Below are 24,225 nucleotides of genomic sequence, written 5' to 3' on the forward strand. Positions count from 1 at the left end.
GCTTACTTAGGTCTATGGATACTGATTTTGCACAGATCATTGCAGGCCAAGCTACTCTTCCGACCGTTATTAAGGCCAAGCCCCATACTCTATGAAGAAGCCAATAAATCCAAGGGCGAGTGACATGCCTGAATGCCCTGGGCTTGCCTAGCATTTTCTGCGACCCAGCCTTTGAGCATCGGTTTCGAGGTACTTATATCGGGCCACTTTAATTGCACTCTGCTCAGCCAAAGAAGAATAAACCAAGTGCCGCCTCGGAGCTAAGGTTTCCTGCGATCAAGCAAACCCAGGAAATCCAGATTTGATTGGCCCCTGTCTTTAAATAGATCGATGCTGCTAGTAGTTACTACCATTGAAGCGTGATTACTAACGAACTTCGGGAATTAACAGCCAAAGCAACCGCCCATGCGCAGCGTTTCCAAGACGGAGGCGACCACACCGTCGCCGCAGCCCTCCTGACCAAATCAGGAAAACAGGTTCTCGGTTTAAACGCACACCATTTCCTTGGTGGCCCCTGCGGTGAAGTCTCTGCTTTAGCAAACCATGCCGCTAGTTACCCAGAGGATCCCATCCAAGCAATGGTCGCCGTATATGGACCTACCGGACAAGTAATTTCACCCTGTGGTAAATGCCGCCAGGTACTTTTTGATGTCGATCCATCCATCCAGTGTATTGTGCGCGGAAGCAACGGCCTTGAAGCGCTCACCGTGGAAGAGCTTCTTCCATTCGCGTTTAACTGGCGAGATATGGAAAAAGAGCAGCGTATCTACATGTGGGAAGGCTACGAGGATTCCATTCGGAGCGGAGAAAAGCAACAAACAATCCGAGTAGATGATCCCTTCTATGAAGGAAAAGCCCAAATAGTCTTTGAGAAGGAAACCGGAGAAGTTGTCACGCTACCCGCACAGGTCACAGCCGTTGTATCTACCCAGCGCGGGCTACTGTCGGAAAAGCAAGCTAAAAATGACGGGTTCAATTCTCTATCCGAGCTTCACGAAGCTTTAGATACCCACTACCCCGGATTAGCGGATACAGACGAAGTTGACGTTGTAGAATTCGAGCTCCAGTAGACTATCCAGACCGAAAATCGGATCATTCGCTACCTAACCAAAAAGCTGCTGTTCGGAAATTTTTGAGATATTTCGTCAAGATTTACAAGTGCCGCCACCAAAGGGCTCCCAACTGTAGGAAGCGAGCTAACGACTCCTCCATAAGTCCAGTCGATTGAGCTTTCGCCGTTAACCACGGTACTTCGGCACGACTGGCTCCATGCCGCGCCAGCAGAGTCCTTTAATCCCGGCCGCTACCCGCGATTTGACCCAGCCATGTCTCCCAAGCGGCGTCGAGCACGCATAAGCCCCTGTGATCCACTCCCGCGCGTCCACATAGTGGAACACCACCCCCTTAATTTACCCGCACTGCAAGAATTTGTGTGAACCGTGACATACTGTTCAGACCTGTGATACACAACACCTCACCTTCGACGCGCAAGGAGACACAGCCATGAACTCTCTCATCCTTGTCATCATCGGCGTGGCGATGATGCTGGCCGGCTACCTGCTCTATTCCAAATTCCTGGGCAAGAGCATCTTCCGGCTATCAGAGAACTACACCACCCCGGCGCACCGCCTCAAAGACGGCGTGGATTACGTTCCCACCAATAAATACGTGCTGTGGGGCCACCACTTCACCTCCGTGGCGGGTGCGGCACCGATTATCGGCCCGGCAGTAGCCGTCATTTGGGGCTGGCTCCCGGCATTCTTGTGGGTCACGTTCGGCACTGTTTTCATCGCCGGCATGCACGACCTCGGTGCGCTGTGGGCCTCGCAGCGGCACAAGGGTCAGTCGATTGGTACGTTGTCGGGGCGCTACATCGGCAAGCGCGGGCGCAACCTCTTCCTCATCGTGATCTTCTTGCTGCTGCTCATGGTCAATGCTGCGTTCGCAGTGGTGATTTCGAACCTGCTTATTTCCACGCCCTCGGCGGTCATTCCCACGTGGGGTGCAATCGCCGTCGCGCTGCTGATTGGCCAGGCCATCTACCGCCTGAACTGGAACCTGCCGCTGGTGTCCCTGGTGGGCGTGGTGGCGCTGTATTCGCTGATGGTTCTGGGTGACCGCTTCCCGGTCGTGCTGCCAGAGACGGTCCTGGGCATTCCCGCCAACGGCGTGTGGATCATCCTGCTATTTATCTACGCCTTCATTGCTTCGCTGCTGCCGGTGTGGGTGCTGCTCCAGCCGCGCGATTACATCAATGGCCTGCAGCTTTTCGTAGGTCTTATCATCTTGTACGGCTCCTTCCTCATCACCCGTCCGGAACTCGCCGCCCCTGCCGTGCGCGAGAATGTTCCTGAGGGCACCCCCGGGATTTTCCCGCTGCTTTTTGTCACCATCGCCTGCGGCGCCATCTCTGGTTTCCACGGCATCGTGGCCTCGGGTACCTCGTCCAAGCAGATTGATAAGGAAACCGACGTTCGCTTCGTGGGTTACTTCGGCGCTGTGGGCGAGGGCCTGCTGGCGCTCGGCACCATCATCGCCACGACCGCCGGCTTTAAGACTCTGGCGAATTGGGAGGAAATCTACGCCGAGTGGAACGCCGGCGGCGTCGACGCCTTCGTGCAGGGCGGCGGTGCGCTGATGAACGAAGGCCTGGGCATTCCCACCTCGCTGTCTGCCACCATCCTGGCAACCATGGCCGTGCTCTTCGCCGCCACCACGATGGACTCCGGCGTGCGCCTGCAGCGCATCGTGGTCCAGGAAATCGGCGAGATCATGGGCATCCGCATCACGGCGCTGGTTTCCACCATCATCGCGGTGGGCCTGGCCTTCGGGCTGACCTTCTCGGCGGGCGCGGACGGGTCCGGCGGCATGACCATCTGGCCGCTCTTCGGTACCACCAACCAGCTCATGGCCAGCCTGTCCTTGGCCATCGTCGTGGTCATCCTCACCCACCTGCGTCGGCCCACCCTGCCGGTTATCATCCCGCTCATCTTTGTCACCATCATGTCGCTGTGGGCAGCGCTGCTACAGCTGAAATCCCTGTTTACAGATCAGAACTGGCTGCTCTTCGGCATGGACGTCGTCATCGTCATCGCCTCCATCTGGGTCATCGTGGAGTCGATCGGCGCCATCTCCAACGCGCGCAAGGAACCGCCGCTGGAGTGGACCGATGACGATACCGACGCTCCCCTTCCCCAGCATGCTCGACAAGCTTAAGGCCTTCGGCGCGGGGCTCAATGAGTTCTACCAAGCCCCGTACCGCGCCGTATTTGCCAAGGCCCAGCAGCAAGAAGATGACCTATTTATGATGCTGGTGGCCTCGGAGGCGCTCGGCATCCCCAACCCCGCCAGCTACTACACGCTGGAGCTATTGCCGCTGGTCTACGAAGATTTCCACGCCTGGCACACGCGCATGGGCATGGATAAATCACCCCTGGAGAATATTCAATGCTGCTAGAAACCGCGCCCATCATGTTCTTTGGCGGCAAGGGCGGCGTAGGCAAGACCACCCTCGCCACCGCCACGGCCCTGTCTCTTTCTCAGGACCACAACGTGCTGTTGGTCTCCACGGATCCGGCGCACAACCTGGGGCATATCTTTGATGCCACGCTTTCCGATGCCCCCACTCACCTCACCCCCTCCCTCTCCGCCATCGAGCTCGATCCGGCCCAAGCCACCGAGGAACACCTTGCGACCGTAGGCGCCTCGATGCGCCGTTTCATGCCGGAGCACCTGCACGGCGAGGTAAAAAAGCACCTGGATTTGGCCCGCCAATCCCCCGGCACGCAGGAGGCGGCGCTCTTAGAACGCATGGCCGCCCTGGTCGCCGCCGCGGACGAGTATGACTACCTCATCTTCGATACCGCGCCGTCCGGCCACACCTCCCGGCTGATGGCCCTGCCGGAAATCATGGCGGCCTATACCGATGGGCTGCTTGCCCGGCGCGAAAAGTCCGATAAATTCGGCTCGCTGGTGCGCGGGATGTCCGCGGAGTCCGGCGCCGATAATGACCCGGTGGACCGGCGCAATCAGGAAATCCGCGCCACGCTCTTCCAGCGCCGCGAGCGCTTCGAGCACCTGCGCGCTGCGCTGACCTCTCAGCGCACCGTGTTTCATATCGTGCTTACCGCCGAGCGCCTGCCCGTCCTAGAGTCCTCCGAGTTCCACGCGGATCTCACCGGCAATGGCGTGCGGGTGGGCTCCATGCTGGTCAACCGCCGCACCCCGGCGGACCAAGGCGAGTTCTTGGCCTCTCGGCGCGCCGCCGAGGACGAGGCTCTGGCGCTCTTGCACGATAAGCTTCCCGATACCCCGGTCCACGAAATCCCCTGGCTCCCAGAAGAAGTGGGAAGCCCCGAAGCCGTGGCGCGGCTCGCGCGGCATCTATAGCGATCTGTAGCGATCTCTAACGGCCCATCCAGCCCCAGCGGCCTCGCGTGAGATCGCCGTCTGCTAAAACGGTGAGTATGACTTTGCTCACCAATGACTTCCTGTCCCAATTGCGCGAGGAGGCCGCGGCGGACTCCCAGCTGCGCGTCGCGCGCAATGCCATTACCAGCGTAGGGGTGGCCAAGGCGGCCCTTGACCGCGACCGCATTACCGCGCTCTACCCCACCACCGAGGTAAAGCTCGACAGCCTCGGGGTCACCGACCAGATGCGCTCCGGGCGCTGCTGGATGTTTGCCGCGCTCAACGTGTTCCGCCACCGCGCGGCCAAGGAGCTCAACATCGATGACTTTGAGTTTTCCTTTACCTACCTGCAGTACTTCGACAAACTCGAGCGCGCCAACTTCGCACTCAACCAGCTGCTGGATCTCACCGAAGACGGCACCGACTGGGATGACCGCGACGTGGCTACTTCCCTCGAGCTCACAGGCGACGACGGCGGCTGGTGGTCATTTTTCACCAACCTCGTGGACAAGTATGGCGTTGTCCCGGCCGAGGTCATGCCGGAGGTGCACTCGTCCGGCCACACCGCGCAGATGAACCGCGATATCGCCACGATCATCCGCCGTGCTGCGCACCGTGCGGTGGAAGGCGAGGGGGATCGAGGGGACATCGTCAAGCAAGCCCGCACCGATATCCAACGCGTGCTCGCCATTCACCTGGGCACCCCGCCCGAGGAATTTACGTGGAGCTACCGCACCAAGGACGAGCAATTCTTCCGTGTGCACTCCACCCCGCGCGAGTTTGCGGATAAGTACCTGCCGAAGTTGGACGAGTACGTCGTGCTTGCCGATGACCCCCGTACCACCAACGACAAGCACCGCCTCTACACCAGCGCCGGCGTGAACAACGTCGCTGGCGGCGCGCCCGCCGGCTACCTCAACGTGGATGTGGACGAGCTGCGCTCCGCCGCGCGCGCCAGCATCGAGGCCGGCGAACCGGTGTGGTTTAGCTGCGATGTCTCCCGCCAGTTCTCCTTCCAGAACGCCGTGTGGGACGAGGGCCTCGTCGATACCGATGGCCTCTACGGCATCGATTCCACTATGAGCAAGGAGGAGCGCTTTACCTCCGGCGAATCTGCGCCCACCCACGCGATGGCGCTGACCGGAGTTGATGGTGCGCCGCGGGCATGGCGCGTGGAGAACTCCTGGGGCACCAAGCCGCCGCGCAAGGACGACGCCGACGAGGTACCCGGCAAGGGCTTTGCCACGATGTCGGATAAATGGTTCGGCGAAAACGTCTTCCACATCGCCGTGCGCAAGGAATTCCTCACTCCCCAGCAGCAGCAAGCGCTAGAGACCGAGCCCATCGAGCTTCCCTTCTGGGACCGGATGAACTAAGGAGCATCGAAAAATGAATGAGATCAATCCACAGGAAGTTCACACCACCAACGCCACGCTTGCCAGCGAGCCGGCCATCAGGGCGGCGCGGAATGCGGTGGCGCAGGAGGGCATCGATAAGCTGAGCGTCGACCGCGACCTCGTGCGCGAGCTCACCACGGCGACCAGCCACAAGCTCGATAAGTGGGGCGCGGCCAACCAGAAGGCCTCTGGCCGCTGCTGGATTTTTGCGGGCCTGAATTCTCTGCGCGGTGGCATCATGGACCGCACCAACATCAAGGATTTCGAGCTTTCGCAGACCTACCTGTACTTCTACGACAAGCTGGAAAAGGCCAATTGGTTCCTCACCGCGGTAGATGAGCTCAAGGACCGCGATATTACGGACCGCACCTTGACCAAGCTCATGGATGACCCCATCGGCGATGGCGGCCAGTGGTCCATGTTCGTCTCCCTGGTGGAAAAGTACGGCGTGGTGCCCAAGTACGCCATGCCGGAGACCGCGTCCTCCGAGGCCAGCGCCATGCTCAACCGGAACCTGGAGACCGTCCTGCGCCGCGCCGCCCACCAGATCCGCGCGGGCAAGTCTGGGGCACAGGAGCAGGCGCTTGCCGATGTCTACCGCATCCTCACCGCCAACCTCGGCCTCCCTCCCACAGAGTTCCAGTGGCAATACCGCGATAAGGACGATAATTTCTACCGCGAAGGCACTTTTACCCCGCAGGAATTCGCCCGCGAATACCTCCCGAAGGACTTGGGCGAGTATGTCTGCGTGGTCAATGACCCGCGCAATTCCTACGGCGAGCTCTATACCGTGGACTACCTTGGCAACGTCGCCGGCGAAAAGGTCACCTACCTCAACGCCCCGGTCGAGGTATTGCGCGATGCCACTCGCTCTGCCGTCGAGGATGGCCAGCCCGTCTGGTTCGGCTGCGATACCAGCCAGCAATCCGATGCCGATAGCGGCGTCTGGGCCAAGCAATTGCACGATTATGAGGGGCTGTATGGGGTGGATATGGGCATAGAGAAGCCAGATCGCCTCCGCCTGCACGAGTCCCTGATGACGCACGCGATGGTCTTTACCGGCGCAGATATTGCCGAGGGCGGCGACGTCACCCGCTGGCGCGTGGAAAATTCCTGGGGCACCGAGAAGGGCGACAAGGGCTTTTGGACCATGGCCGATGACTGGTTTGACGAGTACGTCTTCGAAATCGCCGTCCACCCGTCCCGCCTGCCTGAGCAGTACCAAGAGGCGCTCAAATCCTCCGATATCACCACCCTGCCAGCGTGGGATCCGATGGGCGCACTGGCGAATTAGCGCGGCGCGGGTGGCGCGGGGAGGACCCGCGCCGCGAGAGTTCGTGCCGCGAAGTCTGTAGCGTTCGCCGATGTGGCTGCGTTGCGTGGCGTGACGCTCCGTTCGTTTGCGTAGCGTGAAGCTGCGCTCGTTTGCGTGGCGTGACGCGGTAGCCTCACGCCACGTGGCGCACGTACAGCATGCAGGTAAGGTCGCGGTCCTTATCGATGGAGATTTGCTTCTCCCCCACCCGCTCAAAACCGCGGGAATCGTAGAACTGATAGGTGCAGCCATCGTCGGTGTAAAGGTAAATATCCTTGCCGGGGTGGCGCTCCTCAAAGGCCTCAATGAGCGCGGTGCCCACGCCTTTTACACCCGAGTTCGGGTCAGCGACGAGAAAGCCGATCTCTCCGTCCACGGTATTTTCGGCCAGGTAGCTGACCAACATGTCCTCGTTCGCGGCATCATAGTCACCGCGGTGCCCGCCAGGGCGCAGGCTATTGAAGAGATCCACGGCCTTGACATAAGCCTTGCGCCACCACGGATACGGCAGCGCTGGTTCGCCTTTAATCGATGCCAGAATCACGCCGAGGAAACGCCCATCATCGGCATAGGCGGCCAAAATATCGGTGGCCTGGGCCCGCTCTAAATCCCAAAAGTAACGGCCGTAGGCACGCTCGAAGCGCGGGTTCTTCACAAACCAATGCAGGTGCATGCCTTCGATGGCAAACTCAATCGCCTTGGGCTCATCGCGCGGGTCGAGGTCGCGGATGTGGATTTCGGTCATTAGTCCTCCGGGGATTGGTCTTGTTCGCGCTGCTTTTCGCGCTCGAGCTCGGCCTTAGCCTCGTGCTCTTCAATATTAGTGAAACCAATCCCCAACGGCAGGCCAACGTTGTCAATTAATCTAACTCCGCCAATGGTGGCCGCAACGAGCAGGCGGGCATCGCCCTCGGCGGGTGGCTCGCCCAGATCGCGGCCGCGCACCTCTAAGTATTCCGGTTCAACGCCGGCGGCTTCTAGGACACCTGCGGCAACCTCGCGAACCTTGTCTGCCCCCGCCTCTGCGGCATGTGCCCCGGCGGTAAGCGCGGCGGACAGGGCGGCTACGTCCTCCCTCTTATCTTCGGGCACGCGGGTATTGCGCAGGCTCATCACCACGCCATCGGGCATGCGCACGGCGGGTACGCCCTGCACGCGAACCCCGAGGTGCAGGTCCTGCACCGCATGGTGAATGGCCAAGAGGAGCTCGTAGTCTTTTTCCCCGATGAGGACATCGGTGGGCGATAGTGCCATCATCAGCGTGAGGTAGAGGGTGAGCTCGCCTGATAGATCGGGCTCTAAGCCTTCAGGTGCAGATTCAGCATCAGGCGTCTGCTCGGCAGCGGCGGAGTTCGCGGCGTCGCGTTCGACGGCGACGCCGCGAGCCGAGATAGTAATCCGGCGACCATTGGGCCAGAGCTTCTCGGGAGTGTAATCCCAGATGACGTCCACGCCCTCGGCGCGCAGGAGATCTACATCCTCGGCACGAGGTTCTTGGAGCGCCACGACAGTCACCGCGCCGCGGATGCGGCGGGCCGCACGCACCAGCGCGATATGCCCAGCATGCACGCCGGTGGTCAATGGCACGAAGGCCACAGGGCGGCCGGTCTTGCGCAGCGCGCTACCCACCATGCGGATGCGGTCGACCTCGCTGATGACGGTGGCTTGTCCCATCTTCAAGCTCATCGGGATTCCTCCTGCAAGGCCCACATTTCCAATTCGGTGCGATCTTCTACTTCACCCAAGCGCCGAGCGGTTTCTAAGTAGTGGCGGCGCATTCCGGGATCCGTGGCACCGCGATAGGCTGCGATGATGTCTTCTGAATCGATGTCGAATTCAGACGGTGGGATCTCATCAAACTCGGCAAAGAAATTGGCTTCTACGGCAGCTGCTAGGTGCAGGCGGCTAAGCATTTCTATGTAGTAGGAGCGGGCGGCGAAGGCGGGACGTTCGGCATCGGAAAGCGGCACTGCCTGCCCCCGGAATTCGCTCACTACGAAGTCAGCGATGTTTTCTCCCAGCTCATCTAGCGTGGATACTGCCCAGCGCCCGCCCGCCATGGGTGCGACGGCCGCCACGATGCAGCCGTGGGTCTCCAGCGGGTCAAGGCCTTGCACGCCTCGGGACAGGCACGTGTGAAAAGCGATGAGACCCTTGTGTACGTGGTCCTCAACAAGCTCTACAGCAGCATCCAGCCGTGCCTCACCCACGGCAAGAATCAGTGCCTGGAAGGAGCCAAGCTCGGCCGGATCATCAAGCATCTCCACGGTATGGCCGGCGCGCTCCATGGCAGTGGCCAGGGAGATCCCGGCGAGGCTGCGCCCGAAAAGGGCAACGCGCATGCGCGGTGGACGCATTTATTTATCCTTCTTCATCTGTGCCAATAGCTCCGACACGGACACGGAACCATCGCGCTGTTCATCGCTGCGGCGGCGGCCGCGGGTCTGCTGCTGGCGGCGCGAGGCCGATTGCTTCTGCTCGGCGGCCACGTGGTGTCCCGAGCCCTTATATTCCTCGCGCGCATCCTTGCCTGTGGTTTGCTGCGGGATGTTCTGGGTCACCGCATCGGAAGCGGGCTCGGCTGCGGTATCAGCCTCTGGCTTGCGGTGGCTACCTCGTGCGCCAGAGTGAGCTGCGTTGCCAGAGCCCGACTGCCGAGAGCCTTGGCGCTTGATATTGGAGTCCCCACCCGAATCCCAGCGCACGGCCTGGAAGCTGCCGGTATCGAAGGAAACGTCCTTCGGTTCCTTCGCCCCCGCGGCCTCGCTGGACGTGGCGGGCTTGGGGGCATCGGCAAGCTGCTCGGAGTGGGCGGGCTTAGCGGCATTATCGGCCCGCGAAGAGCTGCGCTGCGCGCGGGTGTTTTCGCTGATGATGTCATTGAGCGGGTTAGAGTCCGCGTGCGCGCCGGAGGGTTGATTGCCCAAGCGGCCAGCGATGGCATCGGCAGACGGCGCACCGGTAGAGGTTTGCTCAAAGTCGACGTTTTCTTCCCTGTGGTGGGACGCCGCGGCGGTCTGCGCCTCCAGCTCCATGATGCGGCGCGCCTCCGCGTGCAAGGCGGCTGGCTCGTAGGTGAAATCGTGGCCGGACAAATCCTCGATCTGCTTCCGGATAGAGGCCAGCTCGGTGCGGATCTCATCGAGGATTTGCTGATCCGGCAGCTCCTTGCCTTCGGCTGCGCGGGCCTGCTTGAGCTCCGCGCGGTGGGCGCGCTCCTGCAGCTCCAGCTTGGTCACGGATTCCTCGGCCTGGCGGCGGTAGCGCATCACCAAGAAAAAGCCCACCACTGCGGCCCACAGGGCGGCAATCAGCGCAATCTTGAGCGCCGCTGCGGAGCCGGAAATGAGCATGACGATGCTGGCGATAACGGCCAAGATGACGAGGGCGATAATCCCAATTTGTCCCCAATCTGGCGAGGACGACGAGTTTTTGGAAGAAGAGCGCGGCTGAGTCATGTTCCCTAATGTACCGCTTGAAGCCCGTCCGGTGGCGGCGGGGTCTCACAGTGTCGCTCCAATCGCAGGCCAGCCGCAGACATGGCGATGCCGCCAATCGCGGATGCAAGCACTCCCACCAGATCATCGGAAGCCGCGACAAGGGTGCCCGCATTCGGGATGACATACACCGCCACCCCTGCATAGAGCCCACCGACGATCGCGCCCGTCCACGCCGAAGCCTTACCCACCAGCATGAACTGCGCGATGGTCATGGGATTAAGCTGCGAATTATCTAGCCCGATGCCGTGGTCCTCATCGGTGGCCTTATCCACCTTCCAGGTAAGCCCCAGGCACACCACCACCATGAGCCATAGCGTGGCAGATACCGTGACCGGGATGGACATCATGGAGCCATAAAAGCGCGTGGTGAGGATGGCCGCCGCGGCTGCCATGAATATCCCAACACCGATAAGCGCACCGAGCGAGGTTCGTTTCATAACTCCTCCATCAGGCCCAAGCGGTGGATATTGACGGTTTCCTGCGGGTCCAACGCGGCAACCAGCGCGGAGACATCCTGTCCCTTCAACTTAGCAACCGCATCAGCGGCCAACCAGGGTATAAGCACGAATGCGCGCTCGTGGGCATAGGGATGCGGAACGATAAGTTCCGCATCGGAGGAGCTATAGCCCTCGATATCGACGATGTCCACGTCCAGGGTGCGCGGGCCCCAGTGGCGCACGCGCACGCGCTCAGCCGCCTCTTCCAGCTTCTGGCCGCGCCGCAAGAGCTCCAGCGGGCTCTCCTCGACGTCCACGATGAGCACCGCATTCAAGAATTCATCCTGGTCCGTTACTCCCCACGGCGGGGTGGCATAGACGGGCGAGGCCGCCACGATGTCCTCGCGGAACTCGGTAAATACCGTGCGCAAAAGCTCCACGCGGTCATCCATATTGGAGCCGATGGATAGTACCGCGCGCATTACTTACTCCCGGGGTTCGTGTCGGGGCACTGCGCGTCGGCTCGCTGTGCCTCGGCCTGCGAAGTGCCTGCCTGCGAGGCGGACCGTGGGGCTCCGGTACGCGCGTGCTTGCGGGAGCGGCGGGCGACGACGGCGACATCGGCAAAAGTGCGCGGGATCGGCGCCTTGGGCTTGTGCACGGTCACTTCCACCGCGTGCAGGTCGGCGAAGGATTCCATGATGGTATCGGCCACCTCGCTGGCGACGGTCTCAATGAGGTCGCGGGAGGGGCCTTCGACGATGCTGGCGGTGACATCGGCAAGCTCTGCGTAATTGATGGTCTTGGTCAGATCATCGTGAGCTGCGGCCTCGGCAAACTCGGACCAGCAGGTGATATCGACGATGAAGGGCTGGCCGGTGCGCTTTTCCTCATCAAAGACGCCGTGGTAGCCAAAGCACTCCAGGCCGGTTAATTCGATGCGATCTGCCATGGTTAATTCCTTTCCGTACCCATCGCGGTAGAGGTCACTGTGCCCGTGCCGGTGGCGGCATTGCGGTAGCTGCCGGTGGCATTGGCGCCGCCTACATAGGACTCGCCGGCGTTCCACGCGGCGGCCACGTCGACGGCATCGCGGGATACGCCCACCTCGTGCACGCGCACGCCCCACGCGCCCATCTGGGCGGAAATGGCGGTCACGGCGGCGGTGGCGGGATCGGCAAGCAAAGGGCTCGCCTCTACCCCGCGGTCTTCCCGGATAGCGGCGAGGAAGCGCTTGCGCGAGGCACCCACCAGGATGGGAAATTCGCCATCTAGAAACTCGGGCAGGGCCTTAAGCAGTGCCCAGTTATCCTGGGGGCTCTTGGCAAAGCCCAGGCCCGGGTCCAGCACGATATTTTCCTTTTTCACGCCCGCATCCAGGGCGTTATTGCTCAGGCGGGCGAGGGTCTCGTGTACGTCGCGCACCACATCGCCACCGTGATCCGCCGTGCCCGCTGCGGATCCGAACGCGCCTTCTTGGAGCGTGCGCCAGTGCATGAGGCAGACGGGAACGCCGGCATCGGCCATGGCGGCATACATCTCAGGATCGGCGAGGCCGCCGGAGACATCATTAATCATGTCCACCCCGGCCGCTGCCGCCGCAGTGGCAACCGAGGCGCGCATTGTATCCACCGAGGTGCGAATGCCCTGCTCGTGCAGCGCCTGGATGACCGGGACCACGCGGTCGGCTTCTTCCTGCGCGTCCACGCGCACTGCGCCCGGGCGGGTGGATTCGCCGCCCACATCGATCATGTCCGCACCCTGTTCCACCAGCTCGCGGGCATGATTGGTGGCGGCGTCAAAGTCGAGCCACCGCCCGCCATCGGAAAAGGAGTCCTTCGTAACATTCACGATGCCCATGACGAGCGTGCGCTTCGCGATGGTCAATTCTCCAACTGAGGAAGCCGGGTGCACTGCGTTCTCCTTTTCGCTCGACAAACTCGACTGCGTACGCGCTACGTACGAATGAAGCTCAACACTTCCGCGCGCGAGGCGGCGTTATTTTTGAACCCGCCGCGCACCGCGGAGGTCGTTGTGGTCGCGCCCGGCTTGCGGATGCCGCGCATGGCCATGCACAAGTGCTCGCACTCGATGACCACGATGACGGACTGGGCCTCGAGGACATTCACGAGGGCATCGGCAATCTGCTGGGTCAGGCGCTCTTGGACCTGCGGGCGCTTGGCGTACATATCCGCCAGACGCGCCAGCTTGCTCAGCCCGGTGACGTGCCCATCCTTGCCGGGGATATAGCCAATATGCGCCACCCCATAAAACGGCACGAGGTGGTGCTCGCAGGTGGAGTAGATGGGAATATCGCGCACCAGGACCAGTTCCTGGTGGTCCTCGGCGAAGGTCTTGTGCAGCACCTCCGTCGGATCCTCGTGCAGGCCAGCGAATACCTCACGGTAGGCGCGGGCCACGCGTGCCGGGGTTTCGCGCAGGCCTTCGCGGTCAGGATCCTCGCCCACGGCAAAGAGCAGCTCGCGAACTGCCGCCTCCGCCCGCTCCTGGTCATACGGCGCGCGGGCGGGCACCTGCTGGTTATCAGTGTGATTTTCAGACATGCACGTACTTCTTACTCTTTATCATCGCGCGGCTTTTCCGCATCGCGCGCGTAGGGGTTATCGCGGCGGGAAGATTCATTCCAGCCAGGGGTGAACCATTGGCTGGTTTCTCCCTCTGGCTTGTGGTGCTTGCCCCTGCTTTCCGATGCCGAATCCGATCGCCCTTCCCCACCGTCGCGCTCCCCGCGGTTTTCGCCGGCGTTGTGGACGTTACCGTCGCGGTCGCTCCGGTCGGCGCGGTCGCTCTGGTTGTTTCGGCCGCTGCGGCCATCGCTGCGGCCGCTGCGGTCCTCGGAATCGCCGCCGCCGTGCAACTCGCGCACGGTTTCGGGGTTCACGTAGTCACCGGCGTGCTGGCCAAAGTTAAAGCCAACCTCGCCCTTGATCTCTTCGCCGGCGAGGCGGCGCTCGCGGGCGGCACGGGAGGCATCGAGAAGCGTCATGCGTTTAGGAAGTTCCTCGCCGCGCTCCTTGGCCAGCTCGACCGGCGTCTTGACCGGCGCGTAACCGAGCTGGCGCGGGAAGCGATCGTCTTCGCCGGGGAAGACATCATAGGCATCGCGCGGCACGATGCCGTTGAAGATGCTCTCCAGGTCTGGCCGGCGCAGGGTCTCCTTCTCAAGGAGGGCCTCGGCCAGCTTGTCCAAGAACTCGCGGTTGGTGCGCAGGATGTCGTAGGCCTGCTCGTGCGCGCGCTCGAGGAGGTAGCGCATCTGCTGGTCGATCTTGGAGGCAAGGTCATCCGAGTAATCGATGGAGCCGCCACCCCCGCCCATCTGGCTGAACGGATCGCCCTGCTCCTGGCCGTACTTGACGGTGCCCAAGTCAGGAGAAAAGCCGTATTCGGTCAGCATCGCGCGGGCGATCTTGGTGGCGTTCTCGATATCGGAGGACGCACCCGTGGTGGGAGCGCCGAAGACCAATTCCTCGGCGGCGCGGCCACCCATGGCAAAGACCAAGCGGGAAAACAGCTCGTCGCGGGTGTACATACCCTTGTCGTCTTCCTGCGAGGTCATGGCGTGGCCACCAGTGCGGCCGCGGGCCAGGATGGTGACCTTGTACACGCGCTCGATATCCTTGAGCGCCCACGCGGACAGGGTGTGGCCGCCCTCGTGGTAGGCGGTGACCTTCTTCTCGTGCTCGGAGATGATCTTGCCCTGGCGCCGTGGACCGCCCACCACGCGGTCGGTGGCCTCTTCCAGCGCGTCATAGGTAATGACATTGCCGCCGATGCGGGCGGTGAGAAGCGCGGCCTCGTTAAGCACATTGGCAAGGTCCGCACCGGACATGCCGGCGGTGCGCTTGGCCAGCTGCGCCACATCGACCTCTTCCGCCAAAGGCTTGTCCTTGGCGTGGACGCGCAGGATCTGCTCACGGCCGGCCAGATCCGGGTTGGTGACCGGAATCTGGCGGTCGAAACGGCCCGGGCGCAGCAATGCGGGGTCCAAAATATCTGGGCGGTTGGTGGCCGCGATGAGGATAACGCCCTCGCGATCGCCAAAGCCGTCCATCTCCACCAGCAGCTGGTTCAGGGTCTGCTCGCGCTCATCGTGCCCGCCGCCGGTACCGGATCCGCGCTGGCGCCCCACGGCGTCGATCTCGTCCACGAAGATGATGCACGGGCTGTGCTCTTTGGCCTGTTTGAACAGGTCACGCACGCGGGAGGCACCGACACCGACGAACATCTCCACGAAGTCCGAACCGGAGATGGAATAAAAAGGCACGCCGGCCTCGCCCGCAACGGCGCGGGCCAACAGGGTCTTACCGGTACCCGGAGGGCCATAAAGCAGCACGCCACGCGGAATCTTCGCGCCGAGCTCGTAATAACGGGAAGGATCATCAAGGAAGTCCTTGATTTCCTGCAGCTCATCCACGGCTTCATCGGCGCCGGCAACGTCCTCGAAGGTATTGGTCGGCATATCCTTGGTCAGCTCCTTGGCCTTGGAGCTGCCGATGCCGAACATGCCGCCTGCACCCTGCTGCATGCGGGACATGAGCCAGAACAGCAGGGCGAAGAGGATGACCATCGGCAGCAGGAAGCTGAGCATGGAGCCCAAGAAGGAATCCTGGGTGACATTGGTCTGATACTTCTCCGCACCCGAATCCTTGACCGCATCAAAGACCTGCTCGGAGGCGCGCGCGGGGTACTGAGACACGATCTCTTGTACGCCCTCGCGCTCTTCTACCGTGATTTCGTCCTTGAGCTTGATGCGCAGGCGCTGCTCGCGGTCATCAATTTCTACCTCGTCAACGTTTTTATCCTGCAGCTGTTTCAGGGCCACGGAGGTATCCGTGTCCACATATCCGCGGGTCTCGTTGCTAAAGAACGTAAAGGCATACAGCGCTACGAGGATCAGCGCCGCAATGCCGCCGTAGCGAAGGAGTTTATTGTTTTTCATTACTGCGCGATTTTAGTTGGTGGTATAGACATCAGGGTGAAGGGTGCCCACAAAGGGCAGGTCGCGGTAGCGTTCCGCGTAGTCAAGGCCATAGCCAATGACGAATTCATTGGGGATATCAAAGCCGACATCGAGCAGATCGATCTGCGCTTTTACCACTTCCGGCTTGCGCAACAAGGTCACCACGTTGAGCGACTTCGGGTTGCGCCCCCGCAGGTTGCGAATGAGCCAGGATAGCGTCAGGCCCGAGTCGATGATGTCTTCCACGATGACCACATCGCGCCCGGCGATATCACGGTCCAAGTCCTTCAAGATGCGCACCACCCCTGAAGAAGACGTGGAGGCGCCGTACGAGAAGACGGCCATAAACTCCAGCTCCGAGGGGATGGATAGCTTGCGCGCGAAGTCCGTCAGGAAAAAGGCCGCACCCTTTAATACGCAGACCAAAAGCAGGTCCTGCTCGGCGTCGGCATATTTCTCAGATACCGCATCCGCCAGCTGCTGGACGCGGTCTTTAATTTCCTCTTCCGTGATGAGGATTGCTTCTACATCGTCTCCGTAGCGGTTTGCGGGGACGGCGAAGTCTTTCTTGTCGTGCACGAGTGCGCTCCTTTAATGACCAGACAATAGTGCCAGTTTGCCACCTATACGTGCTACTTCCAACCTCTGCCCCGCTTGCCGCGCCGAACTCACAGCCACCGGCCCTTGTCCGTGCCAGTTGGTACACAGCTTGCCGATGCCCCCAAGCCCCTCCCTCGTCACCTTCACTCCCCGCTCGACAAGCCAGGCCGCAATAGCGCGCCGGCGTCGCGGCTCCGGCAGCGCGGCCAATTCCGCACAGTCCGCGGTGGCCGGCGTGGCGAGGTATCCTTCATCGCGCGCGGTATCCATCGCCGCTTGCGCCAACGCCGGTACCGCATCACCGCCCATTACCCGCGATAGCTCCGGGATGATTTCCCGGCGCAGCGCTACCCGCCGAAAATCCGTATCCGCGTTCTGCGGGTCCTGCCACACCTCTAACCCCAGCTCCGCGCACGCGCCCTCCGTATCGGCACGGCGCACCTGCAGAAATGGCCGCACTACCCGCGCGCCTTCCACTACTGTCCGCTCCGGCATGCCGGCCACCCGGCCGCGCAGGGCTCCAAGAAGGAGCGTTTCCGCCTGGTCATCGGCCGTATGCGCCACGGCAATCTCCAACGACCTTCCTCCTCTGCGCGAAGCTCCGTCTTCGCGCGCGGCCGCGGACATCGCTCGGTAGCGCTCTTGCCGAGCCACCGCTTCCAGCGAATTCCCCGCTTCGTCCGGCACCTGTACCACGAGCACCCGCGCCCGCGCGCCCAAGCTCTCTGCTTGCCGAGCCGCCTTCTCAGCCTGCGCACGCGAACCGTCCTGCAAACCGTGGTCGACGCACAGCGCGATGACATCGTGGCCCTCCGCGATCATCGCCGCGCACAGCGCTAAAGAATCCGCGCCGCCGGAAAGCCCCACCGCCACGGTGTGTTCCATCTTTGCCGCGCGGACCGCGCGCCGGCAGGCCAAAAAGTGCGGTGAGACCCGCGGCCAAAACGGCGTTACTCCAGGCTGTGGGCTCATTTAGAACTCATGCAGCGCCGCAGCGAGGTCGTCTTGGGCCGCGCGAGCCGCCATAATCTCGCCATCATTGACCAAGAACGCAAAGGAATACACGCGTCCGGATTGGCCTTGCGCGGTGCCCGCCAGCGCGGATACGCCGGTCAATGTGCCGGTCTTCGCCCGGACAAACCCGCGCGCCGTGGACTCCCCGTAGCGCTCGTGCAGCGTGCCGTCACCTCCTGCTACCGGCAAATACGCAGCCAAGGGGCGCAGCTGCGGGTCCTCCACCGCGCCGTTGACAATCTCAGCCAGCACGCTCGCGCTCAACCGGTTATCTACCGAAAGACCCGAGTTGTCCTTGATATCCACGCCACTTACATCGAACCCGTGCTCGCGCAGCACGTCCAGCGTGGCTTGGGTATCGGCTTGGAAGCTGGGCTGCTTGCCGCGGGCATCGGCAAGCTCGCGGGCAATTGCCTCTGCCATGACGTTATCGGAATGCCGCACCATCTCCAGCGCACGCTCGCCCAGGGGATCCGACTCGACGCTGGCCAGCTCCTCCGCACCGTCAGCCATCGTGCCCGCGGCGAATTTATCCGTGCCCAGGCGCTTGGCCAGCTCGCCCGCGACGTCGAGGGCCGGGGTGTGACTGCGCGGCACATCGCCCTCCGTAGCGCCAATGCGCCCGCCATACAGCATGGCCGGTTCCATGGGCGCGACGAAGCCCTCATCGACGTTTTCCGGATCCCAGCCCGGTGCCTGCGGCTCGCCCGCCCACGCGGAGGTATCGATGTACACGCCCGCGACCTGGGTACCGGTCTTTTTAATCTGATCCGCCAGGTCATCGAGCTGCTCGTTGGTCATCCAGGCATCGCCAGCCGCCTTGATCACCACGTTGTTCGGGTCCTTGCCGCGGTAGACCTTGGTGGTAATCCGCTTCGACTCATCCAGGGCGAGCGTTGCCGCGGCGGTGGTCAGCACCTTCGTCGAGGAAGCCGGGGTCAGCGCCTTATCTGCATCGCGCTCCCACACCACCGTGCCGGTCTCACTATCGATGACCTGCCCGCCAAAGGTGGCCAAATCCTCGTTCTTGCCCAGCTCATCGAGCTTCGCGCTGAGCGCCGCAAAATCCACGTCCTGCGCCTTAGCCGGCTGCAGGGGATTCTCCGGGGCCTGGACCGTTTCGGCCTCGCCATGCGAAAGATCGCCGTACTCGCGCTGGATGGTAACCCCCAGCGCAGCCGTGCCCCCGACCGCCGCCGTGACCACCAGCGCGGTTACTGACCACCAAACCTTCTTAGCTTTCATCGCCACCAACCCTAGCGCGGATGGGCGACGCGCTAGACTATTGACGGTAATTAACACCCAATCCCACATGGAGGACATCGCTGTGAGCGTTGAAGTAACCATTGAAATCCCAAAGGGCTCCCGCAATAAGTACGAGGTGGACCACGAGTCCGGCAAGGTCTACCTGGACCGCTACCTGTTCACCCCAATGGCCTACCCCGCCGACTACGGCTTCATCGACCACACGCTTGGCGAAGACGGCGACCCCCTCGACGCCCTCGTCATCCTCCCCGAGCCCGTTTTCCCCGGTGTCATCGTTGAAGCCCGCATCGTCGGCGTGTTCAAGATGACCGATGAGGCCGGCGGCGACGACAAGCTGCTTGCCGTCATCGATGACCCACGCTGGGAGCGCTACCAGGACATCGATGATGTGGAACAGCACATCAAGGACGAAATCGAGCACTTCTTCGTCCACTACAAGGACCTCGAGTCCAACAAGGAAGTTTCCGGCTCCGGCTGGGGCGACAAGGCCGAGGCCGAGAAGATTCTGGAAGACGCCAAGGCTCGCCTGAAGTAGGCTGCGGGGGTTTCTCGGGGGCTTCGGGGGGTTGGCCGCGGATTTTCGCGGCCAAGAAACCTGCTGTGGCGGCCAGCTGATGAGTTTTTGGTGGCCGCGTGATGCGTTCTTGGCGGCCAGCTGATGCGTTTTTGCAAATAGGCCACGGAAACCATGGGGTTTGCGGCCACTATTTGTCAAAACGCACCAAACAGGCATCAAAACGCACCAACCAAGCACCACCCAAACGCCCAGCCGCGCTGAAAACCGCCCAAACGGGCCGCACAACCTTCGTTTCGGGGGATCGAGGGATACGAATGGAAATTTTTCGGGGGAAAAGTGCCGCTCAGCAAGCGGTACGACACGGCGCCGTCCGGATTGCGAACGGCTTCTGCCTGTCAGAGGAGCCGACGCCGAACCAGCTCGCGCGCATCATGAGCGAGCAATGGCCGGATTGTGCGCTCGACGGCTACTCGGCGGCGCTCAAGCACGTCGAAAAGCCGCTGCACTTTCCGCTGGAGTTCTTGCGCAGCTCATCGCTGCCGTCGAGTAAGTACTTCACTTCACGCCGCGCCCGGCCGAAGGGCGCGTTGACCTGGGACGGCGTCACCGTGTGCAATCCGCTGCAGGCGGTCGAGGCGATGCCGGAGGATGATGCGGTTGCCTTCCTCGAGGACTTTTATTCCGGCAAGGACGGACTCCAACGGCTGGAGCTAAATAAGCTGGACTACCAGCGGTTTCCGCGGCCGGTAAAGCGTGCCCTGGACAGGGCGATCATCGGCACGGATAGCGTGCCGGAGCGCCAATTAACGCGCGCCCTCGCGCCGCATTTCACGGTGCATAACAACATAAAAATAGGCCCCTACCACTGGGATCTGGTGATTGAGGAGCACAAGATAGCCATCGAGGTCGATGGCTACGCCTACCACCGGGGAGAAAACCGCCGCCAGTTTGAGTTGGACAGGCACAAGCTTAACGATGCCGTCCATCGCGGCTGGAAGCCCCTCCACTTCACCGCGACGACGATTGACCACTACCCGGATTTCGTGGTGCAGCAGGTACTGGCCACGGCGAAGAATAAGCGGCCCTTTGCGCGGCCGCCGTGGCAATGGCACCGCTTGTGGAGGCATGAAGGCGCGCGGCGCTAGTGCCAAGGCCGGGCCCAGGGCGAGCTAAGCTCAGTAAAGCAAAGCCCAAGGCGACCGAAGCTCAGGAAACCGGTTATTCCTTGCGGCGGCCGCTGCGGAGAACGTGGCCGCGCAGGGGCTCGACGAGCGCGATGGCGAGGAAGGTCACCGCCCAACCCACGGCGAGGAAGCTGAAGGAAATGAGGAGCCGCCCGGCGAGGTCGACGCCTTCTTCCCAAACGGTGCTAAAAAACATCAGGCCGGCGATGCCGCCGCCGAAGAGGAAGCCGAAGAGGCTGAGCGCGACGATGGGTCCCATCACGGCGAGGGTGTTCGTGCGGAAATGGAAGCGGCGCGGCACGCCCATCAGGTCGAGGGAGCGGATAAGTTCCTTGTCCTCGAAGGCGGACGATACTTGGCCGAGGAAGATGGACATGCTGGTCAGCGCGAAGCCGAAGAGCAAGGTCAGGACGACCCCGGTGGAGACGTCTCGGAACATGATGCCCGTTTCTTGTTCTTCCTTCATCGCGGTGGCAAGCGCATCGGTGCCCATGGGCGCGCCCAAGAGGAAGCCGGCGAGGAAGCCGAAGAAGCCGATGGCCGCGCTTTGTCGCCAGGCGCGGCGGGCGTTGGCGTTGACGCGCTGGCAGGCCACGAGGTGTGCGGTGCCGGGGAGCAAAGCCAAAAGGCGGGCGCCGATTTGCAGGAGGTAGGGCGCGACCAGGTTGATGCTCATGACCACCGCGAAGAGCACGACGGCCACGGAGATTTCGGGTGCGCCGGATTTGCCTTTGAGCAGGGCACCGCCGACGGTGACGATGAGGAGGAAGGCGATGAGGCGCCACCATCTGAAAGCGGCGGGCATCTGGCGCTTGGCCACGCCGAGGGGGCTGACGCGCACGCGCCGCATGCCGGCAAGGGCCGCGGCGAGGGCGAGGAGGAAGAGGACTGCGGCCACCGCGAGGTATCCCCACCAGGGCAGGATGATTTCCTCAAAGGCGACGGGGCGGTCCTGGAATTTCACGTGCGTGAAGACCGGGGCGATGAGCACGCTGACGAGCCAGCCGAGCACAATGCCGATGAGGGCTTGGATGCCGGTCTCGACGGCGGCCATGCGCTCAACTTGGTGGGAGCTTAGGCCCAGAAGGCGGAGGGTGGACAGGCGCTGTTCCCTGCCGGAGGCGCCGAGGACGGCGGCCTGCGCGGTCAGGTTAAACAGGGCGGGAACGATGAAAGCGCAAGCCATGAGCGCGAGGACGAACCAGGGCAGGAAGTAATCTTCCGGGGTGTCTCCGGCAGCGGCGCGCAGGGCGGGCACGGCGGATTCTGGGTGGTGGGCGCGCTGCCAGAACATCCAGGTGCCGCCGGCGACGAGAAAGGCGATGGCAGAACCCAGCGTCAGGCTCACGATGGCCAGCACGCTGACAATGCCCGCACCGGAGCGGGCGCGGACGGATTCGCGCTGGAGGCCGAGGACTAGGGTCGCGGTGTTCATGGCTGCACTCCTAAGCGGCGGTCATCGTGAATGATGCCGTCGCGGATTTCCACGCGGCGCTGCATCCAGTCCGCCACCTTGGGGTCATGGGTGACCATGACGAGGCTGGCACCGGATTGGCGCACGGTGGTGGTCAGCATCTGCATGACCTCGTGGCCGGTGGCTTGGTCGAGGGCGCCGGTGGGTTCATCGGCAAAGACGACGCCGGGGTTGGCCACGAGGGCGCGGGCGATGGTCACGCGCTGGGCCTGGCCGCCGGAGACTTGGGCGGGGCGGCGGTCTGCGAGATCGCCGAGCCCCAGCTGGTCAAGCAGCGACAGCGCCTTTGCGCGGGCCGCGCGCCGGCCTAGACCGTTGAGCATCGCGGGTAGCGCCACATTGTCCAGGTTGCTCAGCTCCGGCAGCAGCTGGCCGTCTTGGAAGACGAAGCCGAAGTGGCGGAGGCGGGTGCGGGAGCGGGCGGCATCGGAAAGCGTGGAGATGTCCGCGTCACCGAAGCGGACGCTGCCGTCGGTGGGCGTGAGCACGCCGGACATGCAGTGCAGCAGGGTGGACTTGCCGGAGCCGGAGGGCCCCATGATGGCGACGAGATCGCCAGGGGTGATGTCCAGGGTGATGCCGGCCAGCACGGGGCCGCCGCCGAAGTCCTTCGTGATGTCGTGGAGGGAAAGTGTCTGTGTCATGCTGTTCATTTCACCGTGCCGGGCGCGCTATTCCTACAGCGCTAAGGATACTTTCCCGGTAGTGCTAGCTTTACCCCTGCCTGGGGCGCGCGCGATTAGGCTTGGGGGCGTGATTTTCAGCAAGAAGCAGGCCACCAGCAATGAGGAGCAGCAGGCGCGGGTCATCGCGGAACTGACGGCCTCGCGCCGCGCGATCGCGGATGCCTACGAGGTAGAGCGCGCCCGCATCGAGCGGGATCTGCACGATGGCGCGCAGCAATATTTGGTGGCGGCCAGCATGAAGCTCGGTGAGGCCCTGCTGGATGCCACCGGCACCGAGGCCGAGCTGCTCACCGCCGCGAAGCAGGACGTGGATCGCGGCCTGCGTTCGCTGCGCGCGACGGTGCACGGCATTCACCCGCAGGTCCTCCAGGATCACGGTTTGGTGGCCGCGCTTGCCGATGCCGCCTCCGCCCACGGCCCCCACGTCAGCGTCTACGCCCCACACCCGTTGCCGCGGCTTTCCGCCAGCGTGCTGGCCTGCGGTTATTTCTTCGGTACCGAGGCGCTGACCAATGCCGCGAAACACGCGCCCGGCGCGCCGGTCTCGGTGCTCATCACCTCGGATGCGGCGCTGCATATCTCGGTGGTGGATGAGGGCCCGGGCGGAGCACGGGTGGAGCCGGGGCGCGGGCTTTCCGGCATGGCCGAGCGGTTGGCGGCCTTTGGCGGGGAGATGTCGCTGTCCTCGCCGGAAGGCGGCCCGACGCGGGTGAGTTGTACGATTCCGCTCCTCTTGGAGCGCGGGCAGACGGGAGTATCAGCATGAGTGGATTGAGGATTGTGATTGCGGATGACTCCGCGATCCTGCGCGAGGGCCTTGCCGGGCTCTTGGAGCGCCGCGGCCACGAGGTTGTGGGCAGGGCGGGAACGGCGGTGGAGCTGGAGGGGGTCATCGGCAAGCTGAGTGCCCAGTTGCCGGATGTGGTGATAACGGATGTGCGCATGCCACCGGAGATGGGCGATGATGGGCTGAAGGCGGCGGTGGCGCTGCGCCGCGCCTATCCGGGCCTGCCGGTGATGGTGCTATCGCAGTACGTGGCGCCGGCGTATGCGGTAGCGCTGTTTGATTCCCCGGATGCGGGCACCGGGTACCTGCTCAAGGATCGCGTCTCTGAGGTGCGCGATTTCCTGGCCAGCCTCGAGGTGGTGGCCCAGGGCGGCACGGTCATCGATCCGACGGTGGCGCAGGCGCTGATGCGCTCTGGGCGCAGCGGGTTGGGCGAGCTCAGCCCGCGCGAGCGCGAGGTCCTAGAGCTGATGTCGCGCGGGAAGTCCAATAAGGACATCGCCGCCGAGCTGGTGCTCTCGAACGCCGCGGTGGCCAAGCACGTATCCAATATCTTTACCAAGCTGCGCCTGGATCCCAGCGAGGATAACCGCCGCGTGAAGGCGATCTTGCAGTACCTGTCCGCGGCCACCTACGGCGGCTAGCGCGCGGCAC

The 24,225-nt window shown here is 62.8% G+C and carries 24 protein-coding genes and 1 pseudogene; 10 read left to right on the forward strand and 15 right to left on the reverse strand.

What is annotated here, in order from left to right:
• The first annotated feature begins 359 nt into the window (after window positions 1–359).
• From ABRP84_RS07930 to ABRP84_RS07955, 6 genes are all read left to right on the forward strand, one after another.
• Entirely contained in the window at window positions 360–1,070 is a 711-nt protein-coding gene (locus ABRP84_RS07930) for an ASCH domain-containing protein (RefSeq protein WP_349837739.1), read from the forward strand.
• A gap of 433 nt (window positions 1,071–1,503) precedes the next feature.
• The gene (locus tag ABRP84_RS07935) at window positions 1,504–3,216 is read left to right on the forward strand and encodes a carbon starvation CstA family protein (protein WP_349853257.1); all 1,713 of its coding nucleotides are present in this window, start codon (window positions 1,504–1,506) and stop codon (window positions 3,214–3,216) included.
• Window positions 3,200–3,457 (forward strand): cory-CC-star protein, encoded by a 258-nt coding sequence (locus ABRP84_RS07940; RefSeq protein ID WP_023029243.1) that lies wholly within the window; start codon window positions 3,200–3,202, stop codon window positions 3,455–3,457. The genes ABRP84_RS07935 and ABRP84_RS07940 overlap by 17 nt, the downstream gene beginning before the upstream one ends.
• Window positions 3,448–4,389, forward strand: coding sequence for an ArsA family ATPase (locus tag ABRP84_RS07945; protein WP_349853259.1), 942 nt, complete (start codon window positions 3,448–3,450; stop codon window positions 4,387–4,389). Before ABRP84_RS07940 ends, ABRP84_RS07945 begins: the two co-directional genes overlap by 10 nt.
• Window positions 4,390–4,466: 77 nt before the next feature.
• Entirely contained in the window at window positions 4,467–5,786 is a 1,320-nt protein-coding gene (locus ABRP84_RS07950) for a C1 family peptidase (RefSeq protein ID WP_349853261.1), read from the forward strand.
• A 13-nt stretch (window positions 5,787–5,799) separates the two neighbouring features.
• A complete protein-coding gene (locus tag ABRP84_RS07955) occupies window positions 5,800–7,101 on the forward strand; it encodes a C1 family peptidase (RefSeq protein ID WP_349853262.1) in 1,302 nt (433 codons plus the stop codon).
• 154 nt (window positions 7,102–7,255) lie between these two features.
• Here ABRP84_RS07955 and ABRP84_RS07960 read toward each other — a convergent pair whose 3' ends face one another.
• The 13 genes and pseudogenes from ABRP84_RS07960 to dacB form a co-directional block, all read right to left on the reverse strand.
• A complete protein-coding gene (locus ABRP84_RS07960; protein WP_239268440.1) occupies window positions 7,256–7,867 on the reverse strand; it encodes a GNAT family N-acetyltransferase in 612 nt (203 codons plus the stop codon).
• Window positions 7,867–8,808, reverse strand: coding sequence for a pantoate--beta-alanine ligase (locus ABRP84_RS07965; protein WP_349853264.1), 942 nt, complete (start codon window positions 8,806–8,808; stop codon window positions 7,867–7,869). Before ABRP84_RS07965 ends, ABRP84_RS07960 begins: the two co-directional genes overlap by 1 nt.
• Window positions 8,805–9,479: a Rossmann-fold NAD(P)-binding domain-containing protein gene (locus tag ABRP84_RS07970; protein ID WP_284771715.1), complete on the reverse strand. Its 675-nt coding sequence runs from the start codon at window positions 9,477–9,479 to the stop codon at window positions 8,805–8,807. The genes ABRP84_RS07965 and ABRP84_RS07970 overlap by 4 nt, the downstream gene beginning before the upstream one ends.
• Window positions 9,480–10,580 carry a DUF6779 domain-containing protein gene (locus ABRP84_RS07975; protein ID WP_349853266.1) on the reverse strand — a complete coding sequence of 367 codons (1,101 nt, stop codon included), beginning with the start codon at window positions 10,578–10,580 and terminating at the stop codon, window positions 9,480–9,482.
• Window positions 10,581–10,585: 5 nt separating this feature from the next.
• Entirely contained in the window at window positions 10,586–11,059 is a 474-nt protein-coding gene (locus tag ABRP84_RS07980; protein WP_023023950.1) for a DUF3180 domain-containing protein, read from the reverse strand.
• Window positions 11,056–11,541 carry a 2-amino-4-hydroxy-6-hydroxymethyldihydropteridine diphosphokinase gene (gene folK, locus ABRP84_RS07985; RefSeq protein ID WP_349853268.1) on the reverse strand — a complete coding sequence of 162 codons (486 nt, stop codon included), beginning with the start codon at window positions 11,539–11,541 and terminating at the stop codon, window positions 11,056–11,058. The genes ABRP84_RS07980 and folK overlap by 4 nt, the downstream gene beginning before the upstream one ends.
• Window positions 11,542–11,636: 95 nt before the next feature.
• Window positions 11,637–12,011 (reverse strand): annotated as a pseudogene (gene folB / locus ABRP84_RS07990) (dihydroneopterin aldolase); the annotation flags it as partial.
• Window positions 12,012–12,013: 2 nt separating this feature from the next.
• Complete coding sequence (gene folP, locus ABRP84_RS07995; protein ID WP_349853270.1) at window positions 12,014–12,973, reverse strand: dihydropteroate synthase; 960 nt, start codon at window positions 12,971–12,973, stop codon at window positions 12,014–12,016.
• A gap of 41 nt (window positions 12,974–13,014) precedes the next feature.
• Complete coding sequence (gene folE / locus ABRP84_RS08000) at window positions 13,015–13,623, reverse strand: GTP cyclohydrolase I FolE (protein ID WP_349853271.1); 609 nt, start codon at window positions 13,621–13,623, stop codon at window positions 13,015–13,017.
• A gap of 11 nt (window positions 13,624–13,634) precedes the next feature.
• Window positions 13,635–16,022 (reverse strand): ATP-dependent zinc metalloprotease FtsH, encoded by a 2,388-nt coding sequence (gene ftsH, locus ABRP84_RS08005; RefSeq protein ID WP_349853272.1) that lies wholly within the window; start codon window positions 16,020–16,022, stop codon window positions 13,635–13,637.
• A 12-nt stretch (window positions 16,023–16,034) separates the two neighbouring features.
• Window positions 16,035–16,622, reverse strand: coding sequence for a hypoxanthine phosphoribosyltransferase (gene hpt / locus ABRP84_RS08010; RefSeq protein WP_349853273.1), 588 nt, complete (start codon window positions 16,620–16,622; stop codon window positions 16,035–16,037).
• 12 nt (window positions 16,623–16,634) lie between these two features.
• Window positions 16,635–17,615 (reverse strand): tRNA lysidine(34) synthetase TilS, encoded by a 981-nt coding sequence (gene tilS, locus ABRP84_RS08015; protein ID WP_023023963.1) that lies wholly within the window; start codon window positions 17,613–17,615, stop codon window positions 16,635–16,637.
• Window positions 17,616–18,902, reverse strand: coding sequence for a D-alanyl-D-alanine carboxypeptidase/D-alanyl-D-alanine endopeptidase (dacB, locus tag ABRP84_RS08020; RefSeq protein WP_034659560.1), 1,287 nt, complete (start codon window positions 18,900–18,902; stop codon window positions 17,616–17,618).
• Between the two features lie 82 nt (window positions 18,903–18,984).
• Between dacB and ABRP84_RS08025 the strand changes: the two genes are divergently transcribed.
• Both ABRP84_RS08025 and ABRP84_RS08030 read left to right on the forward strand, forming a co-directional pair.
• Window positions 18,985–19,458, forward strand: coding sequence for an inorganic diphosphatase (locus ABRP84_RS08025; protein WP_349853274.1), 474 nt, complete (start codon window positions 18,985–18,987; stop codon window positions 19,456–19,458).
• A 413-nt stretch (window positions 19,459–19,871) separates the two neighbouring features.
• A complete protein-coding gene (locus tag ABRP84_RS08030) occupies window positions 19,872–20,585 on the forward strand; it encodes an endonuclease domain-containing protein (protein WP_349853275.1) in 714 nt (237 codons plus the stop codon).
• Window positions 20,586–20,658: 73 nt separating this feature from the next.
• Here ABRP84_RS08030 and ABRP84_RS08035 read toward each other — a convergent pair whose 3' ends face one another.
• Window positions 20,659–22,059: an FtsX-like permease family protein gene (locus tag ABRP84_RS08035; protein WP_349853276.1), complete on the reverse strand. Its 1,401-nt coding sequence runs from the start codon at window positions 22,057–22,059 to the stop codon at window positions 20,659–20,661.
• On the reverse strand, window positions 22,056–22,742 hold the full coding sequence (locus ABRP84_RS08040; protein WP_349853277.1) for an ABC transporter ATP-binding protein: 687 nt from the start codon (window positions 22,740–22,742) through the stop codon (window positions 22,056–22,058). The genes ABRP84_RS08035 and ABRP84_RS08040 overlap by 4 nt, the downstream gene beginning before the upstream one ends.
• Between ABRP84_RS08040 and ABRP84_RS08045 the strand changes: the two genes are divergently transcribed.
• Together ABRP84_RS08045 and ABRP84_RS08050 are read left to right on the forward strand one after the other, a co-directional pair.
• Window positions 22,741–23,550, forward strand: a complete 810-nt coding sequence (locus tag ABRP84_RS08045; protein ID WP_349853278.1) for a sensor histidine kinase — start codon at window positions 22,741–22,743, stop codon at window positions 23,548–23,550. The genes ABRP84_RS08040 and ABRP84_RS08045 overlap by 2 nt on opposite strands.
• Window positions 23,547–24,215 (forward strand): response regulator transcription factor, encoded by a 669-nt coding sequence (locus tag ABRP84_RS08050; protein WP_005279481.1) that lies wholly within the window; start codon window positions 23,547–23,549, stop codon window positions 24,213–24,215. The genes ABRP84_RS08045 and ABRP84_RS08050 overlap by 4 nt, the downstream gene beginning before the upstream one ends.
• The last annotated feature ends 10 nt before the right edge of the window (window positions 24,216–24,225 follow it).

It is taken from the genome of Corynebacterium sp. KPL2861 (genome assembly GCF_040225475.1).
In the GTDB taxonomy this organism is placed as follows: domain Bacteria; phylum Actinomycetota; class Actinomycetes; order Mycobacteriales; family Mycobacteriaceae; genus Corynebacterium.